15 protein-coding genes and 1 riboswitch are annotated in these 17844 nt (G+C 34.7%); of the genes, 10 read left to right on the top strand and 5 right to left on the bottom strand.

The genetic code is table 11. The annotated features are described in order from the left end of the window. Positions 1 to 119 precede the first annotated feature (119 nt). The 4 genes from HMPREF2897_RS02560 (at position 120) to rarD (ending at position 4947) form a co-directional block, all read left to right on the top strand. Positions 120 to 1460: a glucose transporter GlcP gene (locus HMPREF2897_RS02560; protein WP_070592611.1), complete on the top strand. Its 1341-nt coding sequence runs from the start codon at positions 120 to 122 to the stop codon at positions 1458 to 1460. A gap of 154 nt (positions 1461 to 1614) precedes the next feature. Next, a complete protein-coding gene (locus HMPREF2897_RS02555) occupies positions 1615 to 3318 on the top strand; it encodes an ABC-ATPase domain-containing protein (RefSeq protein ID WP_070592609.1) in 1704 nt (567 codons plus the stop codon). A gap of 94 nt (positions 3319 to 3412) precedes the next feature. Then, a complete protein-coding gene (locus HMPREF2897_RS02550; RefSeq protein ID WP_002458085.1) occupies positions 3413 to 3910 on the top strand; it encodes a MepB family protein in 498 nt (165 codons plus the stop codon). A gap of 134 nt (positions 3911 to 4044) precedes the next feature. Then, a complete protein-coding gene (rarD, locus tag HMPREF2897_RS02545) occupies positions 4045 to 4947 on the top strand; it encodes an EamA family transporter RarD (RefSeq protein WP_002458084.1) in 903 nt (300 codons plus the stop codon). A gap of 99 nt (positions 4948 to 5046) precedes the next feature. Here rarD and HMPREF2897_RS02540 read toward each other — a convergent pair whose 3' ends face one another. After that, complete coding sequence (locus tag HMPREF2897_RS02540) at positions 5047 to 5958, bottom strand: ABC transporter substrate-binding protein (RefSeq protein ID WP_002475433.1); 912 nt, start codon at positions 5956 to 5958, stop codon at positions 5047 to 5049. Between the two features lie 55 nt (positions 5959 to 6013). After that, a riboswitch (TPP riboswitch) is annotated at positions 6014 to 6115 on the bottom strand. 159 nt (positions 6116 to 6274) lie between these two features. Next, a complete protein-coding gene (locus tag HMPREF2897_RS02535; RefSeq protein ID WP_070592608.1) occupies positions 6275 to 7693 on the bottom strand; it encodes an anion permease in 1419 nt (472 codons plus the stop codon). Positions 7694 to 8018: 325 nt separating this feature from the next. On the opposite strand from HMPREF2897_RS02535, the gene lpdA reads away from it, so the two are divergent. The 5 genes from lpdA to HMPREF2897_RS02510 all read left to right on the top strand — a co-directional run bounded on the left by lpdA (position 8019) and on the right by HMPREF2897_RS02510 (position 13483). Further along, entirely contained in the window at positions 8019 to 9371 is a 1353-nt protein-coding gene (gene lpdA, locus HMPREF2897_RS02530; RefSeq protein WP_070592606.1) for a dihydrolipoyl dehydrogenase, read from the top strand. Positions 9372 to 9412: 41 nt separating this feature from the next. After that, positions 9413 to 10366 carry a thiamine pyrophosphate-dependent dehydrogenase E1 component subunit alpha gene (locus HMPREF2897_RS02525; RefSeq protein ID WP_070592605.1) on the top strand — a complete coding sequence of 318 codons (954 nt, stop codon included), beginning with the start codon at positions 9413 to 9415 and terminating at the stop codon, positions 10364 to 10366. A 70-nt stretch (positions 10367 to 10436) separates the two neighbouring features. Further along, the gene (locus HMPREF2897_RS02520; protein WP_070592604.1) at positions 10437 to 11477 is read left to right on the top strand and encodes an alpha-ketoacid dehydrogenase subunit beta; all 1041 of its coding nucleotides are present in this window, start codon (positions 10437 to 10439) and stop codon (positions 11475 to 11477) included. A gap of 13 nt (positions 11478 to 11490) precedes the next feature. Next, entirely contained in the window at positions 11491 to 12768 is a 1278-nt protein-coding gene (locus HMPREF2897_RS02515) for a dihydrolipoamide acetyltransferase family protein (RefSeq protein WP_070592602.1), read from the top strand. 202 nt (positions 12769 to 12970) lie between these two features. Further along, entirely contained in the window at positions 12971 to 13483 is a 513-nt protein-coding gene (locus HMPREF2897_RS02510) for an immunodominant staphylococcal antigen IsaB family protein (RefSeq protein WP_002446901.1), read from the top strand. 163 nt (positions 13484 to 13646) lie between these two features. Here HMPREF2897_RS02510 and HMPREF2897_RS02505 read toward each other — a convergent pair whose 3' ends face one another. Further along, the gene (locus HMPREF2897_RS02505) at positions 13647 to 15239 is read right to left on the bottom strand and encodes a BCCT family transporter (protein ID WP_002458077.1); all 1593 of its coding nucleotides are present in this window, start codon (positions 15237 to 15239) and stop codon (positions 13647 to 13649) included. Between the two features lie 180 nt (positions 15240 to 15419). Here HMPREF2897_RS02505 and HMPREF2897_RS02500 point away from each other — a divergent pair, with 180 nt between their 5' ends. Continuing rightward, positions 15420 to 15980, top strand: a complete 561-nt coding sequence (locus HMPREF2897_RS02500; RefSeq protein WP_002458076.1) for a tubby C-terminal domain-like protein — start codon at positions 15420 to 15422, stop codon at positions 15978 to 15980. Positions 15981 to 16012: 32 nt separating this feature from the next. Here the strand turns inward: HMPREF2897_RS02500 and pcp are convergent, their stop codons facing one another. Continuing rightward, entirely contained in the window at positions 16013 to 16651 is a 639-nt protein-coding gene (gene pcp / locus HMPREF2897_RS02495) for a pyroglutamyl-peptidase I (RefSeq protein WP_002446904.1), read from the bottom strand. Between the two features lie 190 nt (positions 16652 to 16841). After that, positions 16842 to 17804: an oxygen-dependent tRNA uridine(34) hydroxylase TrhO gene (locus HMPREF2897_RS02490; protein ID WP_070592601.1), complete on the bottom strand. Its 963-nt coding sequence runs from the start codon at positions 17802 to 17804 to the stop codon at positions 16842 to 16844. Positions 17805 to 17844: the final 40 nt, after the last annotated feature.

Raw genomic sequence — 17844 nt, 5'->3', positions numbered from 1 at the left:
TATACTTGACTTGAATATCAAATCATAACCATTCATAAGTAAATGTTAATAAAATTATGTTGAAACGCTTTCATATAGGCATTATAATTAGTCTAGCTATAGAAAAAGGAATGATACGAATGAAAGCAAATAAGTATTTAATCTTTATTTTGGGAGCACTTGGTGGCTTATTATATGGTTATGATAATGGTGTGATTTCCGGTGCTTTATTATTTATACATAAAGACATACCTCTCAATAGTACAACTGAGGGTATCGTTGTGTCTTCAATGTTAATTGGCGCAATAGTCGGTGCAGGAAGCAGTGGCCCACTTGCCGATAAATTAGGTCGTCGACGTCTAGTAATGCTCATCGCTATTGTATTTATTATTGGGGCACTGATTCTTGCTGCATCAACCAATTTAGCATTATTAATTATTGGACGTTTAATTATTGGTTTAGCAGTGGGTGGTTCGATGTCTACAGTACCTGTTTATTTAAGTGAAATGGCGCCGACAGAATATCGTGGTTCACTAGGTTCACTTAATCAACTAATGATTACAATTGGTATTTTAGCAGCATATTTAGTCAACTATGCATTTGCGGATATTGAGGGTTGGCGTTGGATGCTTGGATTAGCAGTTGTTCCATCGGTTATTTTACTCGTGGGTATTTATTTTATGCCTGAGAGTCCAAGATGGTTACTTGAAAATAGAAACGAAGAAGCTGCTCGTCAAGTGATGAAAATTACCTATGACGATAGCGAAATTGATAAAGAACTTAAAGAAATGAAAGAAATTAACGCTATCTCTGAATCAACATGGACAGTCATTAAATCACCATGGTTAGGTAGAATATTAATTGTAGGTTGTATATTTGCTATTTTCCAACAATTTATTGGTATCAATGCGGTCATTTTCTATTCATCTTCAATCTTTGCTAAGGCTGGACTGGGTGAAGCGGCGTCTATATTAGGTTCAGTTGGTATAGGAACTATTAATGTTCTTGTAACAATAGTTGCCATTTTTGTAGTAGATAAGATTGATCGTAAAAAATTACTTGTTGGTGGTAATATTGGTATGATTGCCTCATTATTAATTATGGCAATCTTAATTTGGACAATTGGAATCGCTTCATCAGCGTGGATTATTATTGTTTGTTTATCATTATTTATCGTATTCTTCGGGATTTCTTGGGGACCTGTTCTATGGGTTATGCTACCTGAATTATTCCCGATGCGCGCACGTGGCGCTGCTACTGGTATTTCAGCGCTTGTGCTAAATATCGGAACGCTTATCGTGTCATTATTCTTCCCAATATTAAGTGATGCATTAAGTACAGAATGGGTATTCTTAATTTTTGCGTTCATAGGCGTGTTAGCGATGATGTTCGTAATTAAATTCTTACCAGAAACACGCGGACGTAGTTTAGAAGAAATAGAATATGAATTACGTGAGCGTACAGGCGCAAGAACTGAATAATTACAATGAGAAGTACTTCAAATTTTCAATGTATAGTTGAAAATTTGGAGTATTTTTTAGTTCAAATATTTTTGTAGGAATGTCAACGTTTAGTACACTTGATAATAAGTACAAGAATAAAAGTAATAATATATGAACGTTGGAGGTTGAAAATATGAAAAGTGCCCAAGCACTTGAACAGATTTTAACATCGTTAGACGGTCAAAAGTACGGTGCGTATAAGCAAATAAAAGACCTATACAAATTTAATTTATTTAAACTACGTATTGATCATATTCAAGCTGATTCATTTGCGCCACCATCTAAGATGAGTGTCGTTATAGATCGCCAACAAGCAAAATTTCCTGATTCTTTATTAAATTCTGAACTGAAACAACGAGCTGTGAGTGATTACTTAACGCGCGTGTTTCATAAGCAGATTCAATCAATAGTAGCCCAAGATAAAAAAGTAAGTAAAATTCAAATTGATAGTTGTGGCCAAGAAATCTTAGAGCGTACCGCAGTAGTAATTAAGAATCATCAAATTGAGGCACGTATTGAAGTTGGATTACCAGCACGAGGACGTACCATATTAGGTAGAATAGCAAGACATACACTTATTAATGTATTGCCTCAAATAGTAGAACATGCCTTATGTTATCGCAACATTAATGGTTCACAATTGCAACAACAAGTTGAATTAGTGATGGATCAAGAGGAGATTAGACAACAGTTAGTAAAACGTGACCTTGTTGCATTTGTAGCAAATGGTGCTATTTTACCAAGAAAAAGTGGTGTTTCAGATCTACCTATGAATAACGCTATTGAATTTAAAAGTCCCAAACAATATGAGATTGTAATGAAACTATCGAGTGGCAAAGTTATTAAGGGTATGGGTATTCCCAAAGGCATTACACTAATAGTTGGAGGCGGTTATCATGGTAAATCAACATTACTTGAAGCGTTAGAACGAGGTGTATATAATCATATTGCTGGTGATGGTAGAGAATATGTGATTACAAATCAAGATGCAATGAAAATTCGTGCTGAAGACGGAAGAAGTATTCAAAATGTTAATATCCAGCCATTTATTGATCATTTGCCAGGTGAAAAAGATACTATACATTTTTCAACTGAAAATGCGAGTGGTAGTACGTCTCAAGCTGCAAATGTCATGGAAGCTTTAGAATCACAAGCGTCATTGTTACTCATTGATGAAGATACATCTGCAACGAATTTCATGATTCGTGATGGTCGTATGCAACGTTTAATTGCTCCCGAAAAAGAGCCGATTACACCCTTTTCTAATAAGGTAAAAGCATTATATGACGACCATAACGTGTCGACTATTCTAATCGTTGGAGGTTCGGGAGATTATTTTGACGTGGCAGATCAAGTATTGATGATGGATGAATATGTATTGAAAGATGTTACGCAACAAGCTAAAGACATTGCGCAGTCAGACGGTTATCAAAGAAAGGTTTCTTCTCACAATCAGTTCGGTCACATTCCATCAAGAATTCCGTTGAGAGCGAGTTTTAATCAAAAAGGGAAACGTGATCGCTTTAAAGCTAAAGGATTGAATGTAGTAACGTATGGTAAGGAAACTATTCATATTTCTGGCTTAGAACAACTTGTCGATGACAGTCAAACACAAGGTTTAGCGATGATGTTAAGTTATGTAAAAAATGAATTGCTAGATGACAAAAGTACGATTGTAGAATTGACCAATTGTTTGTATCAACGGATTGAGAAACACGGATTAGATGTTATATCAAATCATCATGGTCATCCTGGTCATTTAGCGCTACCTAGAAAGCAGGAGTTTATTGCGACACTTAATCGATATCGTAGATTAAAAATAAAGCAAAGGGAATAAATATATGCCCATTTTAAATATTTATTATAAAAGTATCTCAGAGTTTGCGTCGATGTGTTGAACTTTGAGACTGAAAATAAAGGGGAGTATGAAGATGAAGTCTTCAGTTCGATTGTTAAATCACATCATAAAGATAATGAATTTACAACAATCATTAATTATAAGAGATGAACAATGGAATCAGTCTTATGAGGCATACAATTTTAATATTAACGACTACGTATTTAAAAGTAGGTTAGCTAAAAAAACAACAAAGAAAAAAGGATATTTTTTATCGCTTTGGGAAAAAGATAAAACAAAGAAAAATCGTGCATTTGACTACGAGTCATTTCCTGGGAAATTAATTGTACATGTGATAGATGATTCTCAAGTAGGTCAGTTTATTTTTCCAAAACATGTACTTTTCCATAAAGGTATTTTAAGACATCATGAATCTAAAGGGAAAATGGCTTTTCGAGTGTATCCTACTTGGGAGAAAGATTTAAATCGTGTCGCTCAAAAGACACAAGCGTGGCAAAAACAATACTTTATAGATATGTCTCAAACAATTGATGTACCAAGTATTAAACGTGCTTATTTTAATGAAGATTGATTATAAAATCAAAAGCTGTGCGCAAACAGATATGTGTAAATATTACTGTTTTATTAGTAAACTTGATTACATAACTGTCAATGAGTTGGAATGAGTCTCATTTTCTAATCACTTATATTGAGGGAGGGTTAATGGTGTCTTCGGAGTATAAAAAAGGAATATTTTTAGCTTTAGGTGCTTATATTTTATGGGGGATTTTACCCATTTATTGGCGTTTAATTGATGAAATAGGCGCTTTTGAAATTTTGGCATTCCGCATTATTTTTTCAGTGATATTTATGATTTTTGTGCTCATTATAGGAAAAAATCAACGGAACGCTTTTTTTAGAGATGTTAATCAGTTGGTATCGCATCCCGTACAACTTATTGCCATCATAGTTGCAGGGTATGTTATTACAGTGAATTGGGGGACATTTATTTGGGCAGTATCTAATGGTCACGTGCTACAATCTAGCCTAGGTTACTACATTAACCCACTAGTGAGTATCGTATTGGCGCTTATATTTTTAAAAGAGAGATTTAATAAATTCGAATGGTTAGCCATCATCTTTGCATTAGTAGGCGTACTTTATATGACAATAAAAATCGGTGAATTTCCATTTATTTCACTTCTGTTAGCATTTTCTTTTGGTATTTATGGTTTACTAAAAAAGATTGTGCATATCGATGCGATAAGTAGCATCACTATTGAATGTATTGTTACTGCACCAGCAGGTTTAATCTATGTTATTTACCTATGGCAGCAACAACACATAACATTTGGATTAAATATATCATCATTTTGGCTACTATTTTCAGGTGCAATTACAGCAATACCATTGATTCTGTTCTCAGCAGGTGCTAAGCGAATTCCATTATCGTTAACTGGCTTCATTCAATATGTAGGGCCGACAATCATGTTTATCTTAGGTATCTTTGTCTTTAAAGAGCCATTTAACACTGATCAATTGATTACCTTTATTTTTATATGGATAGGTATTGTGTTATATAGTATTTCTCAATATGTTCAAATTAAGAAAAACCCAGTTGTAAAATAAATATACCTTCACTTTATTTAATGTGCATTCTCTAAATTAGATATTGATTCTAACTATTGATGTGTACATCAACGTTTAAATAGAGTGAAGGTGTATTTTTTATTTTGTATATCGACTGAATAGTAGTTGATTTGTAAAATATAAAGTTGGGTTAATCGTGTCTTTAATATCATTGACTTCTTTAAGCCACAACTGTAAATCATTGTAGTAGTCGGAACTCATAGACAAATCGTTTGTAAAACATTTAGCTGTTGCTTCAATTGTATCTTTGTTTAATTGGTTAGAGATATCAGTTCGAGTATACATTGAGTAAATTTCAATTGCACTTGCTAAATGATGATTGATGTAATGAATGGCCTTTTGAATGACTTTCAGAAACTTTCTAAGTTTGATCTCACTCGTATTTAATACTTCAGGCGTAGTAATGAAAATGAGTTGACAAAAATCAGGTACATTATAATTTTTTAGTGGAAAATAATCTACATTTAGTCCTTGATTTTTAGCTTCAAGAATTTCAAAATTTTCGAAAATAAGTGTAGCAGCATCAGCTTTATCAGTTAAAAGTGCATCAGTATGATAAAAGCTATGATTAACTGGTGTGATGTCACCCTCTTTATATGTGCAGCCATCTGCTTCAATCATCGTTTTAGCCATGGCAATACCACCTGGACCGGGAGCGCCAGGATATTGAAGTCGCTTACCGATTAAATCTTTGGGGCGAGCGATATTTTTATCTTTGTTATACATAATACCGCCGTTAGTGTGAAGATATCTCGCAAACCCGATGACGTTTTGTTCTTTAGCTCTATCTTGAACCAGATGAATAGGTTCAGTAATCGCGATATCCATTGAACCATTTTCAATCTCGTCTAATGCATCAAAGTGCTCTTTTGGTTCAATCATCTCAATTTCTAATGATTCTTCTTTAAACCATCCTTTTTCAATACCTATGATTAATGGCATATGATCAGGATTTAAAAACCATTCTAAACCTACTGTTAATTTGTCCATAAAAAATTCCTCCATCCATTTAATTATTGCGTAAAAAAGTGAATGAAGAAACAGTTATCAATATTGCTCACTTTCCTACGCTGGTGCTAACCAACAGGTTCAAGGGTTGAAAGTAGACTTTCTCTCAGCAAATTGAATTGCACCCCTAGTGATACTGGTTAATCTATGTACAGAATAACATAGTTGAATTGAGTAAAAAGTAAAATGAATATAGCAAATATTAATCATGGGAGTATGATGCAAAAAAATAAGCTAACGTTTCAAACGTTAGCTTACAATATGTTTGATGAACGAAAGTTTAATTAAAATTCTAACTTTACATCATACCAATGAGTTTCATCCATAGTGAACCTACACCAATCCAAATAATAAAATAGACTATACCAAGTACAATATTCATAGTCCACCAGCGCTTTTGTGTAACATAGCCAGCTGCGTATAATATAGGCGCTGGTCCACTACTATAGTGTGTTGTTGATGCCAGTAAGTTACCAAAGAACCCTAACATTAATGCACTGAATAATGGCGGTGCACCCGAAGCGACTGCAACACCAAGTAACGCGGCGTACATGGCGCTGACATGTGCTGTTGCACTTGCGAATAAATAATGTGAGTAGAAATAAAACAAGATGAGTAAAACTAAAACGATAGGCCAACTAAAGCCATTCAAACCTTGAGCAATGAGTTTGCTTAACCAAGGGATAAAGCCTAACTTGTTTAATTGTTCTGCCATTAATACAAGAACTGAGAACCAAACGAGTGTATTCCATGCGCCTGTTTCATTTAAAATATCTGACCATGCTAATACACCTGTTAATAATAACAATGCTAAAGCAATAAATGCGGTGAGCGTGGCATCAACATTAATGAAGCTTCCTAATACCCACAAAGCCAATGCAATGATAAAGATACCAACCATCACTTTTTCGGCTATAGACATATGTCCCATTTCTTCTAGTTGTTCAGTAGCCCATTTTTTAGCGTTAGGCGTTTCTTTAACAGTTGGTGGGTATAATTTATAAATAATGAAAGGGACAACGATGAGAGAAATTAATCCGGGTATAATAGCAGCAACAAACCAATTCATCCATGTAATTTGAACGTGTGCCGTTTTTTCAGCCAAACTTTGCGCTATTGGGTTACCGGCCATAGCTGTTAAAAACATAGCCGAAGTAATTAAATTACCTTGGAACTCAGTAAAGATTAAAAACGCACCCATTTTTCTCTCAGAGCCATCTTTCGGCGATGAACCAAAAGACTCTGACAAAGACTTAATGATTGGAAACATAATACCACCAGCACGTGCTGTATTACTTGGAGTAGCAGGAGCTAAGATAAGATCAACACCAACAAGTGAATAAGCCAAACCAAGCGTTTTCTTTCCAAATAATTTAACGAATTGTAGAGCAATACGTCGACCTAGCCCTGTTTTTACAAATCCTCTTGAAATGAAAAAGGCCATTGCAATAAGCCAAATACTACTATTACCGAAGCCTTGAACGGCAGTTTTTGTATCAACAATTCCAACCAAAATCATGATTGTAAACCCAATGATTGATACGGCACCTATAGTCATAGGTTGAGTAATACAAGCAATGATGGTTGACACAAAAATAGCAAACATATACCAGGCTTGATCATTTAAGGCATCTGGTTTAATAGGTGTCAATGCCCAGATAATTAAACCAACGACAATAGGTAGAATAAACTTACGATATTTAACAGTACTTCCCACGACACCATCTTCCTTTATCTAAAATTTTTTTTACATTTTAATCATAGTCTTATCACACGCTGATGTACAGGTCTTTTTATAATTATACAATCTTTAAACATCATTACTTTTTTAAATCAGTTTAAGAGTTAGATAAACAGTAATTTATAAAGTTTATAAAGTATTAATAATTAATAACATACAATTGTTTGAAAACTCAAAATACTTGAAGTAGAATGGAATTGAAGGAATAAGAAAGCGCTTACAAATGTAAAATTTCTTATTCCTCATGCAAATGAAATTGGGATGGCACAACGTACTATTGGTGAAAGGAGGCATTTATTATATGAGTAAATCATATGACTTAATCGTAATAGGAGCTGGACCTGGTGGCTATGTAGCTGCAATACGTGGTGCGCAACTTGGTAAAAATGTTGCAGTCATTGAAAAAAATAATGCTGGAGGCACGTGCTTAAATGTAGGTTGCATCCCCTCTAAAACGTTGTTAGAACACGGCGAGAAAGCACACAACATACGAGTTGCAAACGATTGGGGAATCACAACGAAAGACTTTAAAATTGATTTTACTCAATTTGTTCAACGAAAAAAGAAAGTTGTACAAACACTTACGGGTGGCGTGAAGCAGTTGTTAAAGAAAAATAAAGTTGCTTATATTGAAGGGGAAGCACGAATTTCTAAAAACTTAAAAGTGGACGTTAACAATGAAACGTATCAAGCGAAAGATATCATTTTAGCAACTGGCAGTCAGCCGTTCATTCCACCAATTGATGGGTTAGATCAAGTCAATTATGAAACAACCGATACATTTTTCGATTTAGAGAAGCTACCAAAACAGTTAGCGGTTATCGGTGGGGGTGTGATTGCAACAGAACTCGCATCCTCAATGGCTGATCTTGGAGTTAGAGTTACGATAATAGAAGTTGCAGATGACATTTTATTAACTGAAATCAACGAAACTAGAGAAATGTTAAAAGCACATTTAGATAATCAAGGTATTAAGATACTGACGAAAGCAAAGATAAAACAAGTTAAGGAATCGAAAATAATATTAGATGGGCAAGATGATGTTAGCTTTGATACCCTTCTTGTTGCAACAGGTAGACAACCGAATACGCAAGTTGCAAAGGATTTAAATTTGGAAATGGATGGTAAATTCTTTAAAGTCAATGAACATTATGAAACGAGTCAAAAACATGTCTATGCTATAGGAGATTTAATTAAAGGATATCAACTTGCACATGCAGCAAGTGCGCATGGCATTCATGTTGTCGAAACAATAATGAACAAACAGCCGTCACTTGTGCGTCAAGAAGATATTACGCGTTGTATATACACAAGACTTGAAGCAGCATCAGTTGGGTTATCAGAAGCGCAAGCTAAAGAGGCTGGTTATGATGTGAAAGTGACTCAATCAGCATTTCAAGGGAATGCAAAGGCGTTAATCAAAGGAGAAAATGAAGGATTTATTAAACTTGTCGTTGATAAAAAGTATGGAGAGGTTCTTGGTGCTTTTATTGTAGGACCACATGCTACAGATATCATTGGAGAACTTTTAAGTGTCAAAGCATCAGAGGGTACGATTCATGAACTTTCTCAAATTATTCAACCACACCCGGCTTTATTAGAAGCAATAGGTGAGAGTGCAGATGCATTTTTTGATTCTGCAATTCATATGTAGTTTTAAACTTTATGACCTATGAAAGATAGGAGGAATTGACAATGAAAATGGAAAAAGAACAAGCACGTTGGATTTATAAAACGATGAACGAAATTCGATCTTTTGAAGAAAAGGTACACAAAATTTTTAGTGATGGTAGAATCCCAGGATTCGTACACTTATATGTAGGTGAAGAAGCCGTTGCAACAGGTGTTATGTCTCAATTAAGTGATGATGACTATATTACAAGTACACACCGTGGTCATGGTCATGCGATTGCAAAAGGATGCGATTTAAATGGTATGATGGCAGAAATTATGGGCAAACGTGACGGATTAGGTCACGGTAAAGGTGGCTCAATGCATGTTGCAGAAATTGACAAAGGAATGCTCGGTGCGAATGGTATTGTCAGTGGTGGTTTTGGGTTAGCAATTGGCGCAAGTATTTCTATCATCAATCAAGGTAAAGATAATGTTGCGGTATGTTTCTTTGGTGATGGTGCTGCAAATGAAGGTAATTTCCATGAAGGTCTTAATTTTGCTTCAATTTTAGATTTACCTGTTCTTTTTATATGTGAAAATAACCAATTTGCTGAAGGAACAACACATGACTACGCAAGTGCTTCTGAAACAATTGCAGAGCGTGCTGCGGCTTATAATATGCCGGGTGTACGTGTTGATGGCATGGATGTTGTGGAAGTATATAAAGCAACACAAGAGGCTGTAGAACGCGCTAAAAAAGGTGAAGGACCAACGTTAATTGAATGTGATACGTATCGTAAATATGGACATTTTGAAGGTGATGAGCAAAAAGTAAAATCACCAGATGATCGTAATGCAGATAAAAATGCGACAGTTGAATTTAGAAAAAGAGCAATTGAAGAAAATTGGCTCACTGAAAAAGAAGCAGATGAAATAGAAAAAGCAGCTGAGCAAGCGGTAGAAGATGCTGTGAAATTTGCTGAAGAAAGCGAATTACCAGATGAGGATTCTTTATACAAAGATGTTTTTGCTTAAATCAGAAGGTTGGAATATTTATTAAAAGATATAAGAACAAATGACCTAACCACATAAGGAGGTTTTTACGATGAGTGAAGAACGCAAGTTAACATTTATGGGTGCTATTAATGAAGCCATTGACCAATCTATGGAAAAAGATGAGGATGTCATTTTAATTGGTACTGATGTCTCAGGTGGTGCAAAGGTAGACCACATCAAAGATGACGATACATTCGGTGGTGTATTTGGTGTAACAAAAGGACTCGCAAAAAAATATAGTCGTAAACGTGTAATCGATACACCGATTGCTGAGCACATTACATTGAGCACGGCAGTAGGAGCTGCTGCGACGGGGCTACGTCCAATTGCTGAACTCATGTTCAACGACTTTATCGGATTTGGTTTAGATCCCATTTTAAATCAAGGTGCAAAAATGAGATATATGTTTGGTGGAAAAGCCAAAATTCCACTAGTTGTACGTACTGTTCATGGAGCAGGGGCAAGCGCTGCTGCACAGCACTCTCAGTCTTTATATAATATGTTTGCAGCAATTCCAGGAGTTAAAGTTGTTGTTCCATCTAATCCATATGATGCGAAGGGTCTACTGATGTCAGCTATTCAAGAGGACAATCTTGTTGTCTTTTCAGAAGATAAAACATTATTAGGACAAAAAGGTAATGTTCCTGAAGAACCGTATACTATAGAAATTGGTAAAGCCAATGTGACGCGTGAAGGTGACGATTTAACAATTGTGGCTATTGGCAAAATGGTAGCTGTAGCGGAAGAAACTGCTGAAAAACTTGCAGAAGATCAAGTATCAGTTGAGGTCATCGATTTACGCTCAGTGTCACCATGGGATCAAGAAACCGTTTTAGATTCTGTAAAGAAAACGGGTCGCCTAATTGTTATTGACGAATCTAATCCACAGTGTAACATTGCTGGAGATGTTGCTTCAGTGATTGGAGATGTAGGATTTGATTACTTAGATGGTCCAATTAAGAAAGTGACTGCACCAGATACTCCTGTACCATTTGCAGCGAACTTAGAGGCGGCATATATGCCGAATGCTGATAAGATATTAGACATTGCATCTGAATTAATTGATGATTTAAAAAAGGCTAACGCATAGGAGGTGTATCACAATGAGTGAAAATATTATTATGCCAAAGCTTGGAATGACAATGAAAGAGGGAACAGTTGAAGAGTGGTTTAAATCAGAGGGTGACACCGTAAAACAAGGAGAGAGTATTGTTACAATAAGCTCTGAAAAATTAACCAACGATGTTGAAGCGCCGGCGAGTGGGACATTGTTAGAAATTAAAGTGCAAGCCGGAGAAGATGCAGAGGTTAAAGCGGTATTAGGTGTAATTGGAGAAGAAGGGGAAGCTATTGATAAAGATGAAGATGATTTAGCATCAGAAAAAGTAAAAGAAGACAACGAGCATGAAAAAGAAACGCAAGAAGTTAAAGATACATCACAACAATCTTCCGATAATAAAGATAATTCGCCTAAAAGCGCATCACGAGAAAGAATTTTTATCTCACCGCTCGCACGTAATATGGCTGAGGATAAAGGATTAGACATTAACAAGATAAAAGGCACAGGCGGTAATCATCGTATTACAAAACTAGATATTCAACGTGTTGAAGCAAATGGATACGACTATGCTAGTGATACGACATCTAATGAAGATACAAGTCATGTTCCAACACAGACTGTGGATACAAGTGCGATTGGTGAAGGATTAAATCCTATGCGTCAACGTATTGCTCAAAATATGAGACAAAGTCTTAATAATACTGCTCAATTAACATTACATCGTAAGGTTGATGCGGATCGCTTGCTAGATTTCAAAGACAGATTAGCTACGGAACTTAAACAAGCAGATCAAGATGTTAAATTAACTGTTACTGCATTATTAGCTAAAGCAGTAGTCCTTGCACTTAAAGAATATGGAGCAATGAATGCACGTTATGAACAAGGCGAATTAACTGAGTATGAAGATGTCCATTTAGGAATCGCAACGTCTCTAGACGAAGGCCTTATGGTGCCAGTGATTAATCATGCAGATACAAAAAGTATTGGTACTTTAGCCCATGAAATTAAATCATCGGCTGAAGCTATTCGTGAAGGAAACACAGGAGCAGTGCAATTAGAGGGAGCAACATTTACAATCACTAATATGGGTGCTAGTGGTATAGAATACTTTACACCAATTATAAATTTAGGTGAAACAGGTATTCTAGGCGTTGGTGCTTTAACTAAAGAAGTCGTGCTAGAAGCGGATAACATTAAACAAGTTTCAAAAATTCCTTTAAGTCTGACATTTGATCATCAAATTTTAGATGGTGCAGGTGCGGCCGATTTTCTTAAAGTACTAGCTAAATATATCGAAAACCCTTATTTATTGATGTTATAGGTAGTGACAATGAATGGGCTAACAACATTGAACAATTTTGTTAGCCCGCTTTCATTTAATTTCAAAATAAAGATTGATAGAGCACTGATAAAAATCATTAAGAGATTTTTTACCTATTAATAGATAGTTGTAATATTTAATGAAATATTATATGTTGAGTGTAGCAACACATTATTATTTTATATTAGGAGTGTGATACATTATGAAAGGGTTTGCAAAAGCATTTGTCGTAAGTGGTATTACTTTAGGTGCAATTTTAGGTTTAAATGTAACAGAGCATAATGGTGTATCTAATGAAGCAAAGGCACAAACAGCACACAGTTACTGGTATAAATATAATGGTTATACTGCATCGGGTGGCGACTTTGTACTTAGCAATTCATTTTATCAAGGTTTAAAAGCTGGAAACGTTACATTTAATGGTATTAAGGTAAATCAAAAATATGAATCTAAGACTGCTACTAAAAAAATATACGATCAGACATTTCAACAAATTAACGGAAATAAAGCAAACAACGTACAATTTAAAATTGCTTCCAGAACTGTTACTTTAGATCAAATTAAACAAAAGTATGGAAAAAATTATAATTATCAGCCGCCATTATCTAAAAACAAAACAAGTAAGACAGATGGCTTGTACGGTTATCAAGTTGGAAAAGGAAACATCGTTTTTCACGTTAAAGATGGGTATGTTACAAGTGCTACATTGTCATAAATGATTATATATAGCAAATTAAAAAAGAGAATATTATTTTAAAACATAGATAAACGGGAGTGGGACAACGAATTCAATATGAATTCTGTCCCGCTCCCGTTGTGTCATAGTTCAAAAGAATAATCAAGAAAATGAATAATAGCGCTACTCAATTAAAGCTGCTTTACTGATTTTCTTGTTCATCCTGTTTTTCACGCTCTTCTAATGAAATAGAGTAATCTTTTTCATCATCAATTGATGTCATTTTAAAATGATGGATGGGTTCTCTTTTTAAAGCCCTCATGAGTGAGAATATCATTAGTAATAAAATGATAGAGAATGGTAGACCTGTAATGACTGATGCAGTTTGTAAACTTTTAAGACCACCTGCAATTGTCATAGCAACTGAAATCGCCCCAATAAGCAGACCCCATAAGACTTTATGTTTTAAAGATGGATTGATAGCACCACCTGTAGCCATCCCTGCAACAATATGCGTAGTTGAATCAGCACTTGTTACAATAAAGATGAAAATAAGTACAATGGCTAAGGAACTAGTGACTTCCGACAATGGAAAATGTGATAATAATTCAAACAAGGCAACAGAATAATCTTTATCGACAATATGAACAAGCTTGTCGTTATGATTTAAAGCAAGCTTAATAGCTGTACCGCCAAAACCTGCAATCCATGTAAACGAAATTAGAGGAGGGATAATGAGTACACCTACGACAAATTCTCTAATTGTACGTCCTCGAGATACTCTTGCTACAAAGCCACCAATAAAAGGTGACCACGAAATTACCCAAGCCCAATAGAAAACAGTCCACTGTTGAATCCAACTATCATCTCCTGAGTATGGATTTACGCGTAAACTATATTCTATAAAATGCTGCAAATAATCAGAAATTGCTAGTGTGTATGATTCTAAAATAAATTTTAAATCTCCAAAAATCAAAATAAATATAAGTAAAATAGCACCTAATAAAATATTTAAATTACTTAACCATTTTACACCGTGATTTAAGCCAGTTAATGAAGAGCCTAAAAATATGGCTACCATTAAAATAGTAATTAAGATTTTAGTGAAATTATTATTAGGAACATCAAAGAGATGGTTTAATCCACCACCAATTTGCATAATTCCCAAACCAATCGACGTAGCAATTCCCATGACGGTTGCAATAATTGCTAATATATCAATAATATTCCTGAACGGACGCTTATAAGCTTCACCAAAAACGGGTTCCATAGCTGTTGAAATAAGTCCGTTACGTTGTTTTCTAAATTGAAAGTATGCAACGATTAATCCTGAAATAGCAAAAATTGACCATTGTGAAATACCCCAATGGAAGAATGTATATCCCATCGCGACACGTGCTGATTCTTCAGAGTGATCTGCAATTTTTCCTGGGAAGGGTGAATGGAGATAATGCGTTAAAGGTTCGGCAACACCCCAAAAGACTATACCAACGCCAAGGCCTGCTGAAAATAACATGCCAATCCAAGATAGCATGGAAAATTCTGGTTCTTCTTCATCCGATCCAAGTTTAAATCGACCATATCTAGAAAAAGCTAAGAATATTAAAAATACATCCAAAACAAAGACAATGATAAGGAATAGCCAACCAAACCAATTTGTAATCCAATCATAAATGCTTTGCGCATACATCCCAAATGCTTTAGGAAAGATACCCGCAATAAGTGTAATAACAACAATAATTAAAACAGAGATAGTATAAACAAGCGTATTGTTTATTTTTCGTTTGTTTTTCATTTTAATATTTTTATTCATCCCTTTTTAACTTGCAAAGTATTTGTTTAAAGTATACAGATAATTGGAAATATTTTCAAAAATACTTTTTGTATTTAAAATGATTTGATAAAAAAGAGATTTTGATTTAGAGAAGTCTGTTGTATATGATAAAAGTATGATATTAGAGAGATGGGTGACAAAATGTATAAATATTTAAAAAGAAATCGATTCTCAACGCAGACTTCAATTATAAAAAATGATGCTCAGCAACCTGTTGGTATGATATCGAAAGTGTATAAAAATTTTATTCAAAAATGTATTGGTTATTTGACCTTAGGTTTAAAATTAAATCAATATGAGATATGTGATGTGAATAATAATAGTGTAGCTTATATTAAGGTATCGCGATATATGGAGAAAAAACATTTTAAAGTAGAATATCGTGATTCAAAAGGTAGGCAGTGTGAAGCGTTATTTGATAAGCAAAGTAATGGTTATGAGGAGACGTATGGAATATTAAAAATTGACGGTATAATATTAAATATTCATGCTAATGAGAAACATCATACTACTATCAAAGATATAAAGCGAGATACACAAATTGCGAGTTGGAAACAAATTGGTGATTATGCTTATGCAGAAGGGAATGATAGGCTATTTAAAGAACATCAATTACTCTATATTCTTATCATGCACGCTTTTGCTAATACATATGTGAGCAAACGTCAAACGAGCTTGATGTTCCCAGGGCCACCTGTTTAAAGTACATACAGAATGATTAGTGAACTAAGAGACTATTGGATTTCTCCTAATGCAATCTTGTTATCTTCAACGAAGTCGATAGCTTTGATTGCTTCAGTTAATCCTTTTACGATATCTTCAACGGACAATGAAGGTTGTTGAGAATGATTAATTGTTTGCTCAGGAATCAAAGGCACGTGTATAAATCCAAATAATAAGTCAGGGTAAAAATGGTCTGCCATATATCCAAGTTGATATAAGATATGATTACATACAAATGTTCCAGCGGAATTAGATAGTCTGCTAGGGAGACCAGCCTTTTGAATTGCCATTGTCATTCTTTTGATAGGTAAATTAGAAAAATAAGCGGGTGCGCCATCGTGACGTATAACTTGATCAATAGGTTGGTGTCCTTGATTATCTTTAATACGTGCGTCATCTATATTTATACCTACACGCTCAGGAGTGATTTCACTACGACCACCTGCTTGTCCGATAGCTAGAGCAACATCATAATTTTTAGATTTTAACACTTTAGCAATCACATTCGCAGAGTCATGAAATACTGTAGGAAGTATCAATCGATCAATTTTATGACAGCCAATTTTAGTTTCCAGATGGCTAACAGCCTCAAGTGCAGAATTAATTTTTTCATCTCCAAATGGTTCAAATGCTGTGACTAATATTTCCATGCAAACACTCCTTAAGTAGACTTATTATATTATTTTAAAACTATCAGTGACATAAATGATATCAATATTTGCCATTTTACGTATTCTTTATGTCAAAAAACAGGGTTAAAAGTTATTGTAGATATTTAAAGCATATAAAAATACGCCTTTATATGTGAAATGTTAAACTCACAATAAAGGCGTGTTTGAATTATGCATGTGTGTGTTCTGGCACATCTTTGAAATTGTTTAAACGACGTTGCCATTCTTCATTGCTAATATGATGACGGGCAACGTAGCGATTGCGCTCATGTTTTGCACAATCATACGAACATGCACCTAAATATTTTTCTTCATTTTCTTCAGAAACAAGAATTTGTTTATTACATTCAGGGTTTGCACAATTAATGTAACGTTCACAAGGTGTTCCATCAAAATGCTCTTTGCCGATGACTGTTTTATCAATTTGATTCACATCGACACTTATACGTTCATCAAATACATACATCTTACCATCCCAATATTGCCCTTTAGTTTCAGGGTCTTTACCGTATGTAGCAATACCACCATGCAACTGACCTACGTTTTCAAATCCTTCTTTTACTAACCAACCAGAAAATTTTTCACAACGAATGCCACCTGTACAATATGTGACAATATTTTTTCCGTCGAGTTGTTTTTTATTATTACGCACCCATTCAGGTAAGTCACGGAATCGTGTTATATCAGGACGAATAGCTCCACGGAAATGTCCTAAATCGTATTCATAATCATTTCGAGCGTCTAATATAACAGTATTTTCATCTTCTAGTGCAGCTTTAAATTCTTTAGGAGAATAGTATTTACCGGTAATTTCACGTGGATTAATATCTTCTTCTAAGTCGAGTGCAACAATTTCACGTCTTGGACGCACGTGCATCTTTTTAAACGCATGACTTTCAGCTTCATCAATTTTAAAAGTTAAATCAGCAAAACGACTATCTGCATGCATATGGTCTATATATTTATCAGTATCTTCTTTAGTTCCAGATAATGTTCCATTAATGCCTTCCGTTGAAACTAGTATTCTTCCTTTTAAATGATGTTCCTTACAAAATTTCAAATGTTCGGCTGCAAAAGTTTCAGGGTCATCTATATTTACATATTTATAATAAAGTAGTACTCTATAATCCATAAATCTGTGCTCCTCTTTAGTCAATTTTAGTTAATTTAAA

Origin of the sequence: Staphylococcus sp. HMSC065D05 (assembly GCF_001813195.1) — a bacterium.
GTDB lineage: Bacteria > Bacillota > Bacilli > Staphylococcales > Staphylococcaceae > Staphylococcus > Staphylococcus epidermidis.
Note: the sequence above shows the minus strand (reverse complement) of the source record. Positions and strands in the feature narration are given on the sequence as shown.